This is a genomic window from Halobacillus sp. ABR2_026 (genome assembly GCF_056158545.1).
Map to the genome: position 1 here is coordinate 737,978 of NZ_JBSWTM010000001.1, position 17,606 is coordinate 755,583.

A 17,606-nucleotide genomic window follows, 5' to 3' on the forward strand; every position below is an offset into this window, starting at 1 on the left:
CTATTTTTTCTAATTGAATGGAAAACCCCTCAGAACTTGCGATTACATCTTTCAGTGGTGTAGAGTATGAAAGAGCTTGTTAAGAGCGAAAAGACTAGGAACGAATCCTGAAAGAGGAGGATGATTATGGGAACGAATGATTTTAACAAAGGGAACGGATGGGCGTTGCTACCATTTGGGGTATTCATACTTTTATTCATCGGCTCCGGTGTATTGACCGGTGACTTTTATCAAATGCCCGTTCTGGTGGCTGTCTTTGCGGCTGTGCTCGTAGCCCTTTTCATGAATAGAAAAACAGCGTTTCAGACGAAACTGCAGCAGCTGACGGAGGGGGGAGGACATTCCAATATTATATTGATGGTGATCATCTTTTTGTTGGCGGGTGCCTTTTCCACTGTGGCAGAAGGTATGGGTGCTGTTGATTCAACCGTAAACTTAGGATTAAGTGTTCTACCGGGGAATCTTCTCATTGTCGGATTGTTTGTCATCGCCTGCTTTATTTCCATTTCCATGGGGACTTCTGTCGGGACGATTGTTGCCCTTGCCCCTGTAGGTATGGGAATTGCCGAGCAGACGGATGTAGCCGTTGCATTGACGATGGGGGCGATTGTCAGTGGGGCGATGTTTGGAGATAACCTTTCCATCATATCTGATACAACCATTGCAGCGGTACGAACGCAAGGAACGGAAATGAAGGATAAATTCAAGGCGAACTTCTTCATTGTACTGCCGGCAGCTATTGTAACGGCTATCCTGTTTGGAGTCCTTACCGCTGATGCCGCTTCAACGCTTCAGGATGATCATCCATTCAATATCATCAAAGTACTTCCTTATTTAGGGGTGCTGATTTTTGCTGTATTGGGAATTAACGTGATTTATGTGCTTATGGGTGGAATCGGATTCGCTGGGCTAATTGGTCTTCTTATGGGCGATTTCTCCATGATGGAATTCGTATCCCTTTTAGGTGATGGATTTGCCGGTATGCAGGAATTAGCGCTGCTTGTCATTTTACTTGGTGGATTAGTGGAGTTGATTCGTCAAAACGGTGGGATTGATTTCATCCTCCGCAAAATAAGCCGGGGAGCCAGCTCAAATCGAGGAGGCGAATTCAGTATCGCCGGATTGGTGAGTGCAGTAAACGTATCTACGGCTAACAATACGATATCGATCATGACAGCCGGTCCTCTTGCTAAGCAGATTTCTGAACGGTTTCAAATCGATTCGAAAAGGTCAGCAAGTATCCTGGATATCTTTTCGAGTTCTGTGCAGGGATTGCTTCCGTACGGGGCGCAAATATTGTCGGTGGCAGGCGTCGCAAGTGTTTCTCCCGTCAGTATAGTTCCGTTCTGCTTCTATCCGATTTTGCTTGCTTTGTCAGGAGTTCTAGCTATCCTGTTTCGTTTTCCAAAGTTCACCCTTGGTAAATGAAGAGATTCAAAAATATCACAGAGGGAATAAGCTCAGTATCAGGCGTTATGTCTGATGCTGAGAGTATATCGTGGTTGATAGGTAATGGGGAGATAGAATCATGAAAGTTTCCATCCAAGATATAAATAAAGATCATATCAAAGACTTCCACGAGTGGGAAATGGATGAAAAATTACAAGTGAAAACAGGTGTCGATGTTCCACGCACATTTGAGCAGTTCCATAACGCGTACGAATCTTATTTCAGTGGTGAAAAGCCAAATCTTTATTTGAAAGCGGTGATGTTGGATCATCGATTGATTGGAAAAATCGAGCTGTTCCGCACGACTGAGAAAGATTTTATTGGCATGGTCATTGCAGAAAAGAGGAGCTGCGGAGTAGGGACGGAGGCGCTTCGTTTGTTCTTGCAAGAAATCCATGACCAGTTCGGAATCCGTAATGTCTATGCTGAAGTCTACAAAGACAACCAGGGTAGCCTGCGTTTCTTTGAGAAAAACGGATTTGTTTCAACAGGAGAAGTTACAGACGAATGGTTCAGGGGTCAATTGCGGCCATTAGTAACATTGCGGAAAGAACTTAAATAGCCTGTCCATCAAGTGAATGATGGACAGGCTGTTTTTATTCGATCCTAATCCTTTTTTCGAGTTTATGGGAATGAGCCGCCGCCTCATTTACGACGGTCAGCAAATGGGCGTCCTTTTTCGTGATGGATGTTGCTTCGTTACGGATGATATCGTTTACCCACTGTTCAAGAGGCGAGGCAATGACGGGAGGAAGGTCCGGAATTGTCCATTCAGTTATTCCGTGCGCATGGCTCTTAATCCTTGCTTCTTTTCCTTCGATCAACAAAGTGCCCTCTGTTCCATAGATCTCCAATTGAAAAGGGCTTCCTGAAGAAAGGAAACTCGACTCCAACACCGCCAGAATTCCCGATTCATATTCGACAGTAGCTACGGAATGATCGTCCACGCCTCTCTGCATATAAGAATTGAGACGTGCAGAAACAGCTGTCGGATTTCCGGCCAGACGGTTCGTTAAATAAACTGGATGAGCACCGAGGTCGATCAATGAGCCACCACCGCACTGCTTTTTATTGAAAAAACGATCAGGGAGCCATCCGCCTGGGTGTTCCTGCGTAGGGACTGCTCCGTTATGGGCCACACGGCAGCGAATCATAGTGACCGTACCAAGCATCTTCTTATCCATAACATCTTGGGCATATAGGTAGTAGGAGGAAGTCAGTCGCGGTAAAGAAATCATAAATTTGATGCCTGACTCCTCGACAGCAGCTAAAATTTCTTCATCGTCATTCTTGCTGAGAGAAAGCACTTTCTCTGTGAATATATGTTTTCCCTGCCTGGCAGCCTCTACCATAATTTCTTTATGCAACTCGGTCGGACTCGTTACAATCACCCCGTCAATTTCAGGGTCGGTAAGTACGGTGTCCAACTGTGGTTCAAACGGTACTTCAAGTTCTTCGGCCCATTCTTGTCCACGCTCAAGGTCTTCATCCCAAACTTTGGCGATCTTTATCTCAGGATGATCAGCAGCCTCCCGTGCATAATCGACGGCATGCACGTGCCATTTGCTTACTAAAGCTACACGAATCATCGATTCAGCTCCTTACTTCGTATCATTGATGGTAATCAATGCCTGTTTGAGGTCATTGAATGTTTCCAGTTCTTCAAAGTTCATTTCGGATTGGATAGCCGCAATGGCCATTTCGGTTCGGATGCCAGTCAGCACTGTTCTAGTTCCAAGCAGCTTAATCGTTTTCGTCAAATTGAACAAATCATTGATAAATACTTCATCGAACGTTGCGATTCCTGAAAAGTCAATGAATAACAGCCGCAGTCCATGTTCTTTGACCTTATGTAATGTATGATCTTTGACAACTTCAAAACGTTCCGGTGAAAACTCACCGACCAGGGGAAGAACCGCCTGAAACTCATCAATGAGAACGACAGGGGTGGAAACCGCATTCAAATGCTTTTCCATTTCATCATGTTCTTTTTCCTTCGTCTGGTTATAACTCTCTGTGGTCGCACGAATCGCTGCATCAAAAGCGGCGACAACTTCTTCTGTAACAATGAACCCTTCCTGGATATCTGCCTCCTGGATCATGTCCGAATGTCGCATGTGTTTCATAAGAGAAAGACGGAAGACACTTAAAACGTCTACGGTCTGCTTTAATAGGACCCCTTTTGAGTAAAGGTAATTCTCCGTATCATAACCGATCTCTGCAGCACTTGTTTCATCCGGATGCTGTAAAAGACTCTTCGCTACACGATCAAGAAGTAAACGCAGCATCTCAAAATGATAGGTCAAATCCTGATTGGTGTAGTTGATCTGCAGTTCATCCAATGTTTTGGGAAGCAGTTCATTCACTAGTTTTGTTTGGTTGTCGTTAAAATATTGCGCTAATCGTTCATTTAATTTATCCATATCCTTTTGCCCCTTCCTTCATCTACCTGTTCCATTACCCCTATTTTATACTAGTATAACGAATGATCAGAGATTTTCAGCATAATTTTATGTTTTCGTGGACTGTTCTTGTGTACCAGGTACACAATCGTCAAATTCCGTACCTGGTACCGTCTCTCTTCTTTCCGGTACCAGGTACGGGGAAAGAAAAATTCGGTACCAGGTACCGAAAAAGAAAAAGGCGGTGCCAGGTTTGGAAAGGGGGAATTTATTGATTTGTTTCTATGCCGAGGACCGCAACATATTGGTTATCGAATAAAGGGACAAAGCCGGTGGATGGGTTCCAGGTAAGCGGTGTTTGTACCAATCCGAGTCCATCCGCATTGTATTGGCCGATGATTCGTTGGAATGCGAACAAATTATAGACTCCGTCTCCATCGAAATCGATGGGATAAAGGGTGTTCAATCCAGAGACGGATCCTTGTAAAGGTGCTTTCAATGTTCCGTCCGTATTGTATATCTGAGATAAGTACTCTGAATCTCTGTTGCTGAGGTCAATCAAAAAAGAAAGGGAGAGCGTTTTGTTGAGTATTTCTACAACATAATGGTCTTGATAATTGACATCATAGTCATAGGTCTGGTCGAAGAGTTCATAATCGAAGAGGAGGGAGGGGTGATTGTTTATAAATGAATACAAGTAGTAGTAACCGTAACCTCCGCTTCCCCCAGAATCCATGCTGATTAAGATGTCATCGATACCGTCACCTGTGAAGTCTCCAAGAAAAAGGCGGGGTTGATAGCCCATGTTCGTTTTTAATGGAACACTGTAGAAGAGGTTCGTTTGACCATCCTGCACGACGAGGGTGATATTGGTAATGTAGGGGCTGTCGGAACTTTTTTCGCCTATGAGAAACACTTGGTCTTCAATGTAATCACCATTCACGTCGCCTCTGGCATAAGAGAGGATATTTGAAGTTGACTGTTCTCTGAAGGAATAAGGGAAAGGATACATATGATAACGCCACCTTTTTTCAATACCTTATGCTGAAATTAACAAGGTGACAATCTTATGCTCATAAAAAAAGAGCCGAAATCTACGGCTCTTTGACTTATAAGCGGCTGAAGCCTTCCTGTTCAAGAAAATTGACGGCTTCTTCATAAGAATTGAAGGTGCCTTCCAACTGTTCTTCTGCATACACGTGAAAACCATCTTCTTCACGCATGAGCACAAGCGCTTGGTCGTTATCATTCATCCATTCTTCCATGACTGGATTTTTTTCAGCTGGGGATAAAGACAATGATTCGATCGCTTCCCGAACCAGTGTCCGGAGTTCATCCGCATGAATATCTTTAATGTTAACCATGCCTTTGTCGTCTGTAGGATAGTCTTCCAGTTCACCTGCATAAATGAAGCCATTACCGTTCGGATGCAGTCGGTACACGACGATTTTTTTATCATAAACGCTTTCTTCATAATGGAAATTAACTCTTCCAAGCGAAATTTCTCTTTTTTCAAGTTCAGGAAATTCTTCAATGATGTTTAGTTTCTCTTCAAATGTAAGCATATGCCCCTCCTGAGGTTTTTTAGTAGTCCAAGTATAGCATATGGTTTCAGCCAGCGCTTCCTTGCTTTTTGTTTAAAAAGGTGATATATTTATTGGGCGATGAGCTGTTTGTGTAAGACGAAGTACATGCTTTTTAAAAGCTAAACGGCGAATGTGGTCGCCGGTATATTCGCGACAAAAGTCGAAGCCTTTCCTCCACGGAGGAAAGGCTTTTTTATTTAGAGTTATTTTTTTCCGAAGTTCATATGGGTGTAACGTCCGCGTACGATTTGATAGATGCCGTATAAAATCAAGCCGATCGCGGCAATACCTAACAATATTTGACCGAAAGGCTGCTTGGCGATTTCGGATAATGCTCCATCCAGTCCTTTGGCTTCTTCAGGGTTTGCAGTCCAAGCGGTTTGAATAAAGAAAAATCCGATAAGTCCAAGAACAACGCCTCTTGCAGATAGTCCGTAGGTGCCCGATTTTTCGGCTGCCTTTTTTTCATGGCTGTCCATTTCCCCTGTCCGCATTTTGTTCATAAACCGGCGGGTACTTCCTTGATAAAGTTCATATAAGCCGTACCCGATAATGATCGCTCCTATCAATCCGACGATCCATTGTCCAAAAGGCTGAGATAGAAGCTTTGCGGAAAGCGTCTGTTTGGAGTTTCCGCTCCCTGATCCGGCATGAATAGCGATTCTCATGGCATTGAAGGCAAGTGATCCATAAATGACGGCTCCGACAATATAACCGATCCGGGTGATTAAGCCCTTGCCATCCGTTCCTTTATTACCTGGATCCATAATCGCTTTGATGGCAAGCCAAAAGATATAACCGACCAAACCGATGCCGATGATCCAAAGCAGAATCTCACCAAATGCGACACCGGCAAGTGAGCTGAACATCCCTGATGTTCCTGTCGTTTTCCCTCCGACTCCGATGGCGGCCATAAATGTTAAAATACCGACGAGAGCATAGACGACTCCCTTGGCCATAAATCCGAACCTACCGAAACGCCGGACCCATGGTTTGATTTCTTCCTTGGCTTCTGTCTGGGTGTTTTTGTCTGGTGTGATTGCATTCGCCATACGATCCCTCTCTCGTTCATTGAGTTATTTTTCCCCATCCTATTTCCCGCTTTCCTTACGAAAGAAACCCTCCTACAAGATGGGCGTGATATAATAGATAGTAAAGAAAGGTGGCGGCGGACTATGTATTTGACAGTTGAACAAACCGCAGAGTATCTGGAGCTGCCTGTAGACTATTTGGAACATTTGATTTTGAACCATAAAATCAAGGTGATTCATGATGGACACCAGTATCTGATTAATAAAAATCAATTTCATAATCATTTAGAGCAAATGGAAAAATACAGGGAAATGATTCAGGAGTATTTGAGTGAGCCTCTGCCCGAAGATCCTGATGTGAAAGATGAGGATTAAGGAATGGAAAAGGAAGCAGAGCCGGAGAGGCTCTGCTTCCTTTTCTGAGGTAGACATAAAAACATCAAGTCTTACGAATGATTTGGAAAGACTATCAACTTCTTGCAGCGATGGCTTCAATTTCCACTTTCGACCCTTTTGGAAGTTTGCTAACTTCGACAGCTGCCCGTGCAGGATAGGGTTCACTCAAATAACTCGCATAAACTTCATTGACAACAGAAAAATTATCCATGGAGTCCAGGTAGATGTTCATTTTTACGACATTCTCAAAAGACAGGCCAGCCTCTTCAAGAATCGCCTGTATATTTTTCATTACTTGTTCGGTTTGTTCTTTCACATCATTGGAGACGAACTCCATGGTAGAAGGGTCCAAAGGAATTTGGCCTGAAATGAACACGAGGTTTCCAAGGTCTGTGGCCTGAGAGTAGGGCCCAATCGCACTTGGCGCTTGATTTGTAGAAATGGTAGTAAACATGCGGGCACTCCTTTTTTGTGAATTTTGTTCATCCTATCATGATTTTTAAAATAGTGGAATAGAGTCAAGGACTGTTAAATATTCGACAATAGATTTTTTATCTCGTTTTAGAAGGTAGAAAAAACAAGGAGAAAGGCTTATTTTGGTGCAAATTCTTCCGATATAAAGGATAGTGGACAATGAGAGATATTTATTTGGAAATTATCTCAAAATAATAGTTTAAAATCTGTTTTATAGGGTAAGGTACGAATGAAGGAGATGACAAAATGCCTTATAAAGAGCGATTGGAACAACAAATAGAAGAATTGAGAACGCGGATGTATGAAATTTACAATAATAATCCGAAAGACGAAGAATTACTAAGAATCTCTCAAGAGCTTGATGATTTGTTAAACCGTTTTAGTGAGCATAAACAGTTTCAGTATACCAATTAAAAACAATCCTAATTTGAATATCAGGAAGCACTATGGTATTTTAGTATCAATGCCATCCTTGCATTCGATACGACTGCGGGAAACTTAACCATTTCTATAGGATGGCAGGTTACATACATAATCAAAAACCTCCGGCGCTGCCGGAGGTTTTTTTGATGGAAATAGAAAAAGCAGCGATCTCCTTCTTGGAATCGCTTTATTTTTGAGAAAAAAAAGATAAAAAAATAAATATTCAGAAAATGGGTTGTGGTTCGACAAAATCATCGCTAGAATACACCTTATCATTCAATTTTGAGAGGAGGCTCAGCGATGATCACTTTTATCGCATCAATAGTTTTACTAATCGTCGGATATCTTTTCTATGCAAAGGTGGTTGAACGAATTTTTGGGATCAATGATCAGCAGAAAACACCTGCTTATGAAAAGAACGACGGCTTTGATTATGTGCCGATGAGCTGGTGGAAAGCAAGTCTTATCCAGCTGTTAAATATCGCTGGGCTTGGACCTATATTCGGTGCGGTAATGGGAGCGTTATATGGGCCGGTAGCCTTCATCTGGATCGTTATCGGGTCTATCTTTGCAGGCGCCGTCCATGATTACTTCTCAGGGATGCTTTCACTCAGGCACGGGGGAGCTCAATACCCGAGCCTCGTAGGGAAGTATTTGGGAGGACCTGCCCGATCGGTCATCAATGTATTATCAATAGGGCTGATGGTCCTGGTAGCGGCCGCTTTTACTGCAGGGCCGGCACAACTGATGGCTGAAATCACGCCGCTTGGCTTCTTTACATCTGTTCTTATCATTTTTGCCTATTTCCTTGTGGCGACACTTCTGCCTATCAATAAAATCATCGGAAAAGTGTATCCCATATTTGGAGCTATTCTCATATTCATGGCTGTATCCATTGGCGTAGGGATGTTCTTTTTCGAAGAATCGATTCCGAACTTGACGGTCAGCAACCTTCACCCAGATGAACTGCCGGTTTGGCCGATGCTCATGGTAACCATTTCTTGCGGGGCCATTTCTGGTTTTCATAGTACTCAAAGTCCGATCCTTGCCCGGACTTTGAAAAAAGAAAGTGAAGGAAGAAAAGTATTTTACGGGGCTATGATCGCTGAAGGAATCATAGCTTTGATCTGGGCAGCAGCCGGTATGACGTTCTTTGGTAGTACAGGAGGACTGCAAACGGCTCTGGCAGAAGGCGGACCGGCAGGAGTAGTGAATGAAATCAGCAGTACGACACTGGGCACGCTTGGAGGTATTCTTGCTGTCCTTGGCGTCATCATCCTTCCGATTACAACGGGGGATACGGCTCTCCGTTCTTCGCGCATGATGCTAGTTGATTTCGCTCGTCAAATAACAAAAAAAGAGTTTCAGGGAAAATGGACACCACTGCTTTTTGCTGTTCCCGTTGCTGTTCCGGCGTTTATGCTTACCCAAATGGATTACAGCTTCCTTTGGAGGTATGTGGGCTGGTCTAACCAGGTGGTTGCGACCGTTATGTTGTGGACCGCAGCGATGTACTTGCTGAAGAATCATAAATTCCACTGGATCTGCAGTATACCCGCCTTGTTCATGACAGCTGTCGTGAGTTCCTATATCTTTTATGCTCCTGAAGGGTTTGGTTTGGGATATTCCACATCCATGGTACTTGGAGGAGTTGTTTGGATCGCAGTTGTCACATGGTTTGTATGGCAGGTGATCAAACAGAAAACAGGAAGAGAAGATACCATCATTACAACTAAAGCAGGGTAGTATGAAAGCCGCTCATCCTTAGGATCGAGTGGCTTTTTCTTCTTCTGGAAAACAAGTTGTCCCTCTTCTCCATTTCCTTAACAACCCCCTCGAAACTGCACGTCCCTAAAAAAGGGCGTACGCACAGATAGGTAACGGAAGGTAGGTTTATTCCTAGTAACCTTATCGGTTTTTTGTGATATAATAATGGAAAAGCAAGGAACAGGGAAAGGAGTCGGTTCGATGAGCAGAATATATGTCCTCCATGAGAATGATGAATGGACCGATCATTTGACGGAACGTTTAGAGGAGCTTGATCTTCCTTATGACCTTTGGCATTTGGATGAAGGAACGCTTGACTTAACAAGTGAGCCTCCGGAAGGTGTCTTTTATAACCGAATCAGTGCATCTTCTCACACCAGGGGACACCGGTATGCGCCCGAGTTCGCAGAAGCTGTACTTGCCTGGCTTGAGCGTCATGGCCGGGTTGTTGTTAATGGCAGTCGTGCCCTCAGGCTTGAGGTCAGTAAGGTGAACCAATATATGGCCTTGAACCAGACTGGGATTCGTACCCCTCAAACCGTGACGGCTTCAGGAAAAGGGAACATTGCAGAAGCTGCACGCAAGCTTGACCGTAAGCCGTTCATCACGAAACACAACCGAGCGGGTAAAGGGCAGGGCGTCCAGCTCTTCCATTCCTCAGAGGCATTACAGGAATACTTGGAAAGTGATTCATTTGAAGAACCGGTCGATGGTATGACGCTTATTCAGCAGTATATAGAAGCACCACAGCCTTTCATCATCCGTCATGAGTTCGTAGGCGGAAAATTCGTATATGGTGTTAGAGTGGATACATCCGATGGGTTTGAATTATGCCCCGCAGATGCATGCTCGATTGACGAAAGCCTTGAAAGGGTGCAGCAGCCTAAGGCGGAATTTGAAATCCTTGAAGACTACCGGCCGGCAATTGTGGAGGATTATGAAAGATTCTTGCAGGAAAATGAGATTCAAGTCGCAGGGATTGAAGCAATTGAGGATCAGGATGGGCGGTTATATACGTATGATGTGAATACGAATACCAATTATAACTCAGAGGCAGAGACGGTGGCCGGGACGTATGGTATGTTGGAACTTGCCAAGTATCTTGGAGGTCTTCTGCAACAATCGGTCGTATAGTATAGAAAAGATCGATCACAGAAGTGTGATCGATCTTTTTTAGTGACGCTTGCTTAACCAAAGAACCCCTGATTTGGCGAGGCGGGGAAGAACACCGGTCATCGGTTTTTGCAGCATATTGCCGAATCCATCGTTTTTTCCAAGAGAGCCGAGAGATCCTTTCAACTTCACTTCTGAAGGGCGTTCAGGAACTCGGTCTTTCAGAACAGCATTGAGGACTTCTGCTACCTTTTCTCCTTGTTGACCTGCCAGCTGAGCGCTCGGGGAATGTTCTGAGGAAGCGCAGTCTCCAACGATATAAACGTTCTGGTGGCTCGGCACCTGGTAAAAATCATTGATGATGACTTTTTCCTGATCGTCTTTTTCAAAAGGAAGTTCTCTGACCAGGTAGTTTGGACGCACTCCCGCCGTCCATACAGTGACATCGTTCAAATAACAAACACCGTTATTGCAGACACCGTCTTTTTCGACATATTCTACATTCGCCCCGTGAATAACTTCTACATCGTTATCCTCGAACCATTTTTCTACATAATTTTGTATCTTTGAATCGAAGGCCTTTAGCACGGTTTCTCCACGGTCGAGTAAGCGAATGTTCAAGTCCGGTCGGCTTTCTCTTACTTCTGAAGCGACTTCGATCCCGCTTAATCCTGCTCCGACAACTGTCACCTTTCCGTAGGCTCCCAGGTTATTGATGGCGAACCCTGCACTTCTCGCTTTGGAGAATGTCTGGACACTTTCTGTGAACTCCCGGGCCCCTTCAATTCCGTGATAGTTATCCTCACAGCCGAGTCCGATCAATAGATAATCATAGGGAAGGCTTTTTTCGCCTCCTTTGATCAGAATGACTTCCTTCTCTGTATCAATTTTTTCCACTTCATCAAATACATACGTGACCTGGTCATGTTCTGGAAAATCGACACGCGCATGGCGGTCTGACTCTGTGCCTGCCGCGATCGTATAAAATTCGGTTTTTAAAGAATGATAAGGATTCCTGTCGACGACAGTGATATGTACATCTTCCTGGATTTGATCGAGCAACCCGTGCAAGGTGTTCATACCGCCGTAGCCGCCCCCCAAAATAACGACTTCTTTCATCTTTGTTCCACCACCTTTTCCTTAATCCCTGTTCGAAAACGCTTTCTGAATACTACAACTTTTAGAGTACCAAAATTACAGGGGAAAAACTACAATGATTAAGCAAATTCTCTCATCTTTCCTTATTATTCGATACCCTGTCTAGAAATATTTAAAAGTCCTAATCGGTACTTTGGAACGGTGTGGGTGTGTTAACTTTTTTTAAATCCATTCATGGGTCGAAACCTGTGGAAAAGGGAAGGAGTAGAGGGAGTTCATTTTCGCCGGATAATCTGGTAAATTTAAGGCAGAAATGGTTAGAAAGGAATCGATGATGAAAAACATACATAGCGAAATTTTGCAGTTCAGAGGTACGCACTATGACTTTGGAAAATACCAGGGGCATTTATTGAAAGACTCCTGGACGGTTCTGAACCGGGAAAAGCAATGGCGCGTAAGAAAGCCACGGTTCAGCGTAGAGGAACGGGAAGTGAAAGAAGCGATTACCCGGTACGCTCCAGGCGTATGGGACGAACTCCTCGGATTAAGGGACGCCTTGGAGTGGCCGATGAAGAAGGTGATGATGGAGTTTGGAGGATACCGTATCGATTATAAACGGAGTGGATGTTCCATCATGACCGGGGATGGGTATTTCATCCGGAATTATGATTACATGCCGAAGACTTATGAGGGGCGGTACAGCCTCTTTCAACCGACTGATCAAGGATACAGCATCATCGGCCCGACGCAGCGGATCACAGGGAGAATGGATGGGATGAATGAGAAAGGCCTTGTGCTCGGTTATAATTTCATGCACCGAAAGCAACCGGGGGATGGGTTCATTTGTTGTATGATCGGTCGGATGGTTCTTGAATCGTGTGCGGATGTTCAAGAAGCGGCGCACATGCTTCAGGAAATTCCACATCGCCATTCATTCAGCTATGTAGTTTTCGACAAAAGCAACAGCACCTATATCGTGGAAGCTTCCCCACGTGGCGTGGAAGTCAGACAGGCGGATGTCTGTACCAACCACTTTGAAATAATGAAAAAGGAAAACCGTAATCATCTGGTCGACTCCATGAAGCGCATGGATGCCATCCAGACGAATCGTGGACGGATAAATAATGCTAATGATGCGTTCCGGTTGATGAATGATACCGACGGTGGAGTCTTTTCCAAGTTGTATGCGAACTGGGCTGGAACGATTCACACCTCAGGGTACCTTCCGAACGAAAGCAAGGCCTGGTTTGCCTTAGGAGGCGATCGAGAGCCTGAAGTGTTTGATTTTTCCCGTTGGCTGCAGGGAGAAGATGATAATAAGGACAGAGTATACGGGGAAGTGGATACTGATCTTCCTTTTGCGCATATGGAAGATGGCGCCTATTGGAGTGGGAAAAAATGAAAGCATGCACCATCAGGACAGGCCAGCCTGAAGATGCTCCATTCACATTGGAAATTGCGAGAGAAGCACTGTCTGAAGGTTACGGCATCAAAAACCTCCAGGAATTTCATGGATCCCTGGAAAAAGAAAAAGCATGGATCACCCGTTATGAGCCGCCTGCTTTCTTTCTGGTTGCCGAGGTTCAGGGCGAAGTCGTAGGATTTCTCAACTTCGATGTGTCCCTTTTTTCTGCAACGAGGCACCAAGGGACATTCGGTCTGAACATTAAAAGAAGATATAGAAATATAGGGATCGGGAGGCAGATCGTGGGGACCATGATCGACCGTTGCCGTCATTCCCAGATCGATATCATTCGATTGAACGTCATGGAATCCAATGAACCTGCCATCCATCTGTACGAATCCTTAGGCTTTCAAAGAGAAGGGGTGTTTCAGGATTATATCCGCAGGGACGGACGGTCTGAAAGTTTGATCCATATGGCTTTGCATATCCGCTCATAAAAGGAGAGGAGGTTGAGTAAATGATGGCAAAAAAAGTAATGGTCTCGTGGAGCGGTGGGAAAGATTCTGCGCTGGCGTTAAAAAAAGTGATGGAAGATGAAGAGTTTATCGTTGAGGGCCTTTTTTCTACAGTTTCTAAACAGACCTCACGTCTTCCTGTCCATGAAGTGGAGGGAACGCTGCTTCAAAAACAAGGGGAAGCCCTTGGACTTCCAGTGGAAATCATCCCTCTTGAAGATCAGGCATCTAATGAGGTTTTCGATCGCAGGATGGGCAGTTTATTTCAAAGCTTCAAAGAGCGTGGGGTTCATAAGGTTGTGTATGCAGACCTTTTCATCGAAGAAATCCGGTCGTTCCGTGACGAGCTTTTAGAGAGGCATGCGATGTCAGGGGTTTACCCGTTATGGGGGAAATCTTCTCGCGAAGTGGCGGATGAGTTGATTCACGAAGGTTTCAAGGCAGTGGTAACGACAGTTGATAGGGACAGAATGGATATGGAAGAGTGTGGGCGAATTTATGATTATCTATTCCTGCGGGATTTACCGGGAAATGTAGATCTTTGCGGTGAAAACGGAGAGTTTCACACTTTCGTGTATGATGGACCGATCTTCCATCATCCTTTATCTATTGTACACGGAGCGCGTTTTGAAACATATCACGGGAGGTTTTCACATTTGCAGATCAAGGGTGAGTAGACAATCCTCTTTGTGATAAGGTATAACTAAGGAAACGGATTTTTTGGAGGTTATTATGGAAGATATACTACAGATGAAAGATAAAAACATCGTTGTCATGGGAGTGGCAAATCAGCGGAGTCTCGCCTGGGGAGTCGCGAAATCCCTTTATCAGGCAGGGGCAAACGTTATTTTTACATATCGAAAAGAAAGAAGTTATAAAAAACTTGAAAAGCTTCTGGCTGAAGGTGGTCTGGAGGCAAAAGCCATCGTTCAATGTGATGTAAATAGTGATGACAGTATACAGGAAGCATTTACGGAAATTGGTGAGAAGGTCGGCGTCATACATGGAGTCTGTCATTCCATCGCCTTTGCTCATGCAGAAGATTTAAAAGGTGAATTTCTTGAAACATCCCGTGATGGCTTCGCCTTTGCTCAAGATACGAGTGCTTACTCACTCATCGCAGTAGCTAAGGCCAGTCAGCCTTATATGACAGAAGGTGGATCGATGATTGCCATGAGTTACCTTGGGGCAGAGCGTGTGGTTGAAGGCTATAACGTTATGGGTGTTGCGAAAGCATCCCTGGAGGCGACCGTTCGCTATCTTGCCAATGACTTAGGGAAAAATAGAATCCGAGTGAATGCTATTTCAGCAGGTGCGATTCGTACCCTTGCTGCCAAAGGTGTGCCAAGCTTCAATGAGATTCTCCACAAAATTGAAGAAATCTCTCCGTTGAAGAAAAATGTCACCCAGGAAGAAGTCGGGGATATGACGCTTGCGATGATGAGTCATCTATCACGAGGAGTCACAGGTGAAATCGTTTATGTAGACTCTGGTTATAATATTTTAGGGTAAGGTAAGGAAAGTCTCTTCTCAGAAGAGGCTTTTTCTTTTTGGAAACGTTTCACAGTTTCTTTTTGGGGAATGGACTTCTAGATAAGGAAATACACACAGGACCAATTCATTAGAACGGAGGCTATTGGATTATGCAAAGACAACAAACCATTATTGAAGAGTCATTAAAAGCGATTATGGAGGATAAAGACTTTCTTCCGGATTTAAAAGCTCAAACAAGGGAACAAGCTTACAATTCTCTTGTTGCTCTTTTATCTACCCCGAACCATATCCACAAATCTTTCCTGCGGATTACAACCGAGAACGGGACCATTGTTCGTATCCCGGCATTCCGTGTCCAGCACAGTGATACTGTAGGACCTTATAAGGGCGGGATTCGTTTCCATGAGTCGGTCGATGAAGATGAAGTTTCCAATTTAGCGAAGTTGATGACCTTGAAAAACGCGCTTCATGAACTTCCTTTTGGGGGAGGAAAAGGCGGTGTCGTCATTAACCCGAAAGAATACAGCGTGAAGGAACTCAATTTGATTTGTAAAAAATATGTGCAATATTTCAATGATATTCTAGGTCCGGATAAGGATATTCCAGCTCCTGATGTCGGTACAGGCGAACGGGAAATGGATTGGATGATGGGAGAATTCAAAAACATCCACCCGGGCGAGCCATACCGGAACAGCTTTACAGGTAAAAGTATTGTGAATGGTGGATCTCTTGGCAGAAGGGAATCAACCGGGAAAGGCGTCTATTTCACGTTCCGTTATATGATGCACAATTTCGTCAACGAGCATCGAAAGTGGCTTGGGGATACAGAGAACATATTCGCACACACAGCCCTTGACCATGCGGAGCAGAAGCTTAAAATCGCAGTCCAGGGTTTCGGTAATCTCGGTTCGGTTGCTGCATTGGAGGCTTACCAGTGTAACTACCTGCAAAATCGGGTAGTGGCGGTAAGTGACGCTAATGTCATGTTGTACAACTCTGATGGTCTGGATATCCCCGGTCTTGTCCAATACGCCAAAGAGAATGACGGGGATCTTCCTTCAACAGATCAGGAGCTTAAAGAAAACGAGCTTGTGGCAGAAATTAAAGAAAGAGACGATTTATTGGAAATGGACGTCGATGTACTTATTTTGGCTGCATTGGAAGACCAAATCCATAAAGACAATATGAAAAACATCCAGGCCAAAATCATTGTTGAAGGAGCGAATGGCCCGATCACAGAAGAAGCGGATCGTTACTTAGCGGACAAAGGCGTTCTCATCATCCCTGACATTTTAGCTAACGCTGGCGGTGTGATCGTTTCATATTATGAATGGGTGCAGGGAAGAGAAGCACAATTCATGACTGAAGATCAGGTTTATGAAAGGCTTTTTGAAAAGTTAAGAGGGACGATGGATACGATCCTTCCGCAATTCTTTGGAGACCCATTCCCACTGCGTCAGAATTGCTATATCCACTCCGTTACAAAACTGTCGACGATCATGTATCGTCAAGGGAAACTTTATTAATAATAAGACACTCAGCCTGCTCCGGGCTGAGTTTTTTTGTACATATTTTCTTAGAAAAGGGAAGATTAAGGGGAGAGTGCATATATAAAGGAGGAGTTTCCATGCTTGAAGGAAGATCAGCTTTAATCACTGGTTCCGGGCAGGGTATCGGACTTGAAATCGCCACAGAATTCGCAAAAGCAGGCGCTAAAGTAATGCTCAATGATATTAATGAAGAGACCCTCAATCAATCAGTCGAGCAGCTGCGATCAGAGGGGCATACCGTTGAGGGAGTCGTTGCGAACGTTGCGAAAGAAGAAGATGTAAAAAATGCGATTGAAGAAACGGTTCGGAAGTTCGGTAAAATCGATATTCTCGTCAACAATGCAGGTATCCAGCATGTCGCACCTGTGGAAGAGTTTCCAAGTGAAAAATTCGAATTGATTTTGGACATTATGCTGAAAGGGCCATTTTACGGTACGAAATATGCCTTCCCTCATATGAAAGAACAAGGGTATGGACGTATTTTGAATATGGCTTCCATCAATGGGCTCATCGGATTTGCAGGTAAAGCAGGATACAACAGCGCCAAGCATGGTGTCATTGGGTTAACGAAAGTTACAGCGCTCGAAGGGGCAGATCATGGGATCACAGTCAATGCTATTTGTCCGGGCTATGTGGATACCCCGCTCGTCCAAAATCAGTTGGAAGACCTTGCGAAAACGAGAAACATCGATAAGGAAAAGGCACTGGAAGAGGTCATTTATCCCCTGGTTCCTCAAAAACGGTTGCTTCAGGTACAGGAAATTGCCGATTATTCCATCTACTTAGTCAGTGATAAAGCGAAGAGCATCACCGGTCAAGCGGCTGTCATTGATGGCGGATATACGGTTCAATAACGGTGAGAAACACGTCCCCTCGGGTAAGGACGTGTTTTTTAATTTAACC

At 44.4% G+C, this 17,606-nt stretch carries 19 protein-coding genes; 12 read left to right on the forward strand and 7 right to left on the reverse strand.

Translation table 11 applies throughout. The annotated features are described in order from the left end of the window. Positions 1-126: 126 nt before the first annotated feature. Together ACXADE_RS03725 and ACXADE_RS03730 are read left to right on the forward strand one after the other, a co-directional pair. Positions 127-1,428: a Na+/H+ antiporter NhaC family protein gene (locus ACXADE_RS03725; protein ID WP_474979168.1), complete on the forward strand. Its 1,302-nt coding sequence runs from the start codon at positions 127-129 to the stop codon at positions 1,426-1,428. A 100-nt stretch (positions 1,429-1,528) separates the two neighbouring features. Beyond that, positions 1,529-2,011 carry a GNAT family N-acetyltransferase gene (locus ACXADE_RS03730; RefSeq protein ID WP_474979169.1) on the forward strand — a complete coding sequence of 161 codons (483 nt, stop codon included), beginning with the start codon at positions 1,529-1,531 and terminating at the stop codon, positions 2,009-2,011. A 34-nt stretch (positions 2,012-2,045) separates the two neighbouring features. Here ACXADE_RS03730 and ACXADE_RS03735 read toward each other — a convergent pair whose 3' ends face one another. The 5 genes from ACXADE_RS03735 to ACXADE_RS03755 form a co-directional block, all read right to left on the reverse strand. Then, entirely contained in the window at positions 2,046-3,038 is a 993-nt protein-coding gene (locus tag ACXADE_RS03735) for a Gfo/Idh/MocA family protein (RefSeq protein WP_474979170.1), read from the reverse strand. A 12-nt stretch (positions 3,039-3,050) separates the two neighbouring features. Next, on the reverse strand, positions 3,051-3,872 hold the full coding sequence (locus ACXADE_RS03740) for an STAS domain-containing protein (protein WP_474979171.1): 822 nt from the start codon (positions 3,870-3,872) through the stop codon (positions 3,051-3,053). Positions 3,873-4,119: 247 nt separating this feature from the next. Continuing rightward, positions 4,120-4,863, reverse strand: coding sequence for a VCBS repeat-containing protein (locus ACXADE_RS03745; RefSeq protein ID WP_474979172.1), 744 nt, complete (start codon positions 4,861-4,863; stop codon positions 4,120-4,122). Between the two features lie 97 nt (positions 4,864-4,960). Further along, entirely contained in the window at positions 4,961-5,416 is a 456-nt protein-coding gene (locus ACXADE_RS03750; protein ID WP_474979173.1) for a hypothetical protein, read from the reverse strand. Between the two features lie 224 nt (positions 5,417-5,640). Continuing rightward, positions 5,641-6,489, reverse strand: a complete 849-nt coding sequence (locus tag ACXADE_RS03755; RefSeq protein WP_474979174.1) for a DUF1206 domain-containing protein — start codon at positions 6,487-6,489, stop codon at positions 5,641-5,643. A 123-nt stretch (positions 6,490-6,612) separates the two neighbouring features. On the opposite strand from ACXADE_RS03755, the gene ACXADE_RS03760 reads away from it, so the two are divergent. Next, the gene (locus ACXADE_RS03760) at positions 6,613-6,843 is read left to right on the forward strand and encodes an excisionase family DNA-binding protein (RefSeq protein ID WP_474979175.1); all 231 of its coding nucleotides are present in this window, start codon (positions 6,613-6,615) and stop codon (positions 6,841-6,843) included. A gap of 94 nt (positions 6,844-6,937) precedes the next feature. Here ACXADE_RS03760 and ACXADE_RS03765 read toward each other — a convergent pair whose 3' ends face one another. Beyond that, positions 6,938-7,318, reverse strand: coding sequence for a RidA family protein (locus ACXADE_RS03765; protein ID WP_474979176.1), 381 nt, complete (start codon positions 7,316-7,318; stop codon positions 6,938-6,940). A gap of 266 nt (positions 7,319-7,584) precedes the next feature. On the opposite strand from ACXADE_RS03765, the gene ACXADE_RS03770 reads away from it, so the two are divergent. The 3 genes from ACXADE_RS03770 (at position 7,585) to ACXADE_RS03780 (ending at position 10,662) form a co-directional block, all read left to right on the forward strand. Further along, on the forward strand, positions 7,585-7,752 hold the full coding sequence (locus ACXADE_RS03770) for a Spo0E family sporulation regulatory protein-aspartic acid phosphatase (protein ID WP_474979177.1): 168 nt from the start codon (positions 7,585-7,587) through the stop codon (positions 7,750-7,752). 309 nt (positions 7,753-8,061) lie between these two features. After that, positions 8,062-9,507 carry a carbon starvation CstA family protein gene (locus tag ACXADE_RS03775; protein WP_474979178.1) on the forward strand — a complete coding sequence of 482 codons (1,446 nt, stop codon included), beginning with the start codon at positions 8,062-8,064 and terminating at the stop codon, positions 9,505-9,507. A 222-nt stretch (positions 9,508-9,729) separates the two neighbouring features. Then, positions 9,730-10,662 carry an ATP-grasp domain-containing protein gene (locus ACXADE_RS03780; protein ID WP_474979179.1) on the forward strand — a complete coding sequence of 311 codons (933 nt, stop codon included), beginning with the start codon at positions 9,730-9,732 and terminating at the stop codon, positions 10,660-10,662. A 39-nt stretch (positions 10,663-10,701) separates the two neighbouring features. On the opposite strand, the gene ACXADE_RS03785 is transcribed toward ACXADE_RS03780, so the two are convergent. Beyond that, the gene (locus tag ACXADE_RS03785) at positions 10,702-11,760 is read right to left on the reverse strand and encodes an NAD(P)/FAD-dependent oxidoreductase (protein ID WP_474979180.1); all 1,059 of its coding nucleotides are present in this window, start codon (positions 11,758-11,760) and stop codon (positions 10,702-10,704) included. 313 nt (positions 11,761-12,073) lie between these two features. On the opposite strand from ACXADE_RS03785, the gene ACXADE_RS03790 reads away from it, so the two are divergent. The 6 genes from ACXADE_RS03790 to ACXADE_RS03815 all read left to right on the forward strand — a co-directional run bounded on the left by ACXADE_RS03790 (position 12,074) and on the right by ACXADE_RS03815 (position 17,557). After that, positions 12,074-13,141: a C45 family autoproteolytic acyltransferase/hydolase gene (locus tag ACXADE_RS03790; RefSeq protein ID WP_474979181.1), complete on the forward strand. Its 1,068-nt coding sequence runs from the start codon at positions 12,074-12,076 to the stop codon at positions 13,139-13,141. Then, complete coding sequence (locus tag ACXADE_RS03795) at positions 13,138-13,641, forward strand: N-acetyltransferase family protein (RefSeq protein WP_474979182.1); 504 nt, start codon at positions 13,138-13,140, stop codon at positions 13,639-13,641. The genes ACXADE_RS03790 and ACXADE_RS03795 overlap by 4 nt, the downstream gene beginning before the upstream one ends. Positions 13,642-13,661: 20 nt before the next feature. Beyond that, complete coding sequence (locus ACXADE_RS03800) at positions 13,662-14,336, forward strand: Dph6-related ATP pyrophosphatase (RefSeq protein WP_474979183.1); 675 nt, start codon at positions 13,662-13,664, stop codon at positions 14,334-14,336. Between the two features lie 55 nt (positions 14,337-14,391). Then, positions 14,392-15,171: an enoyl-ACP reductase FabI gene (gene fabI, locus ACXADE_RS03805; protein WP_474979184.1), complete on the forward strand. Its 780-nt coding sequence runs from the start codon at positions 14,392-14,394 to the stop codon at positions 15,169-15,171. A gap of 131 nt (positions 15,172-15,302) precedes the next feature. Then, positions 15,303-16,679 carry a Glu/Leu/Phe/Val family dehydrogenase gene (locus ACXADE_RS03810; RefSeq protein ID WP_474979185.1) on the forward strand — a complete coding sequence of 459 codons (1,377 nt, stop codon included), beginning with the start codon at positions 15,303-15,305 and terminating at the stop codon, positions 16,677-16,679. Positions 16,680-16,780: 101 nt separating this feature from the next. Next, positions 16,781-17,557, forward strand: a complete 777-nt coding sequence (locus ACXADE_RS03815) for a 3-hydroxybutyrate dehydrogenase (RefSeq protein WP_474979186.1) — start codon at positions 16,781-16,783, stop codon at positions 17,555-17,557. Positions 17,558-17,606: the final 49 nt, after the last annotated feature.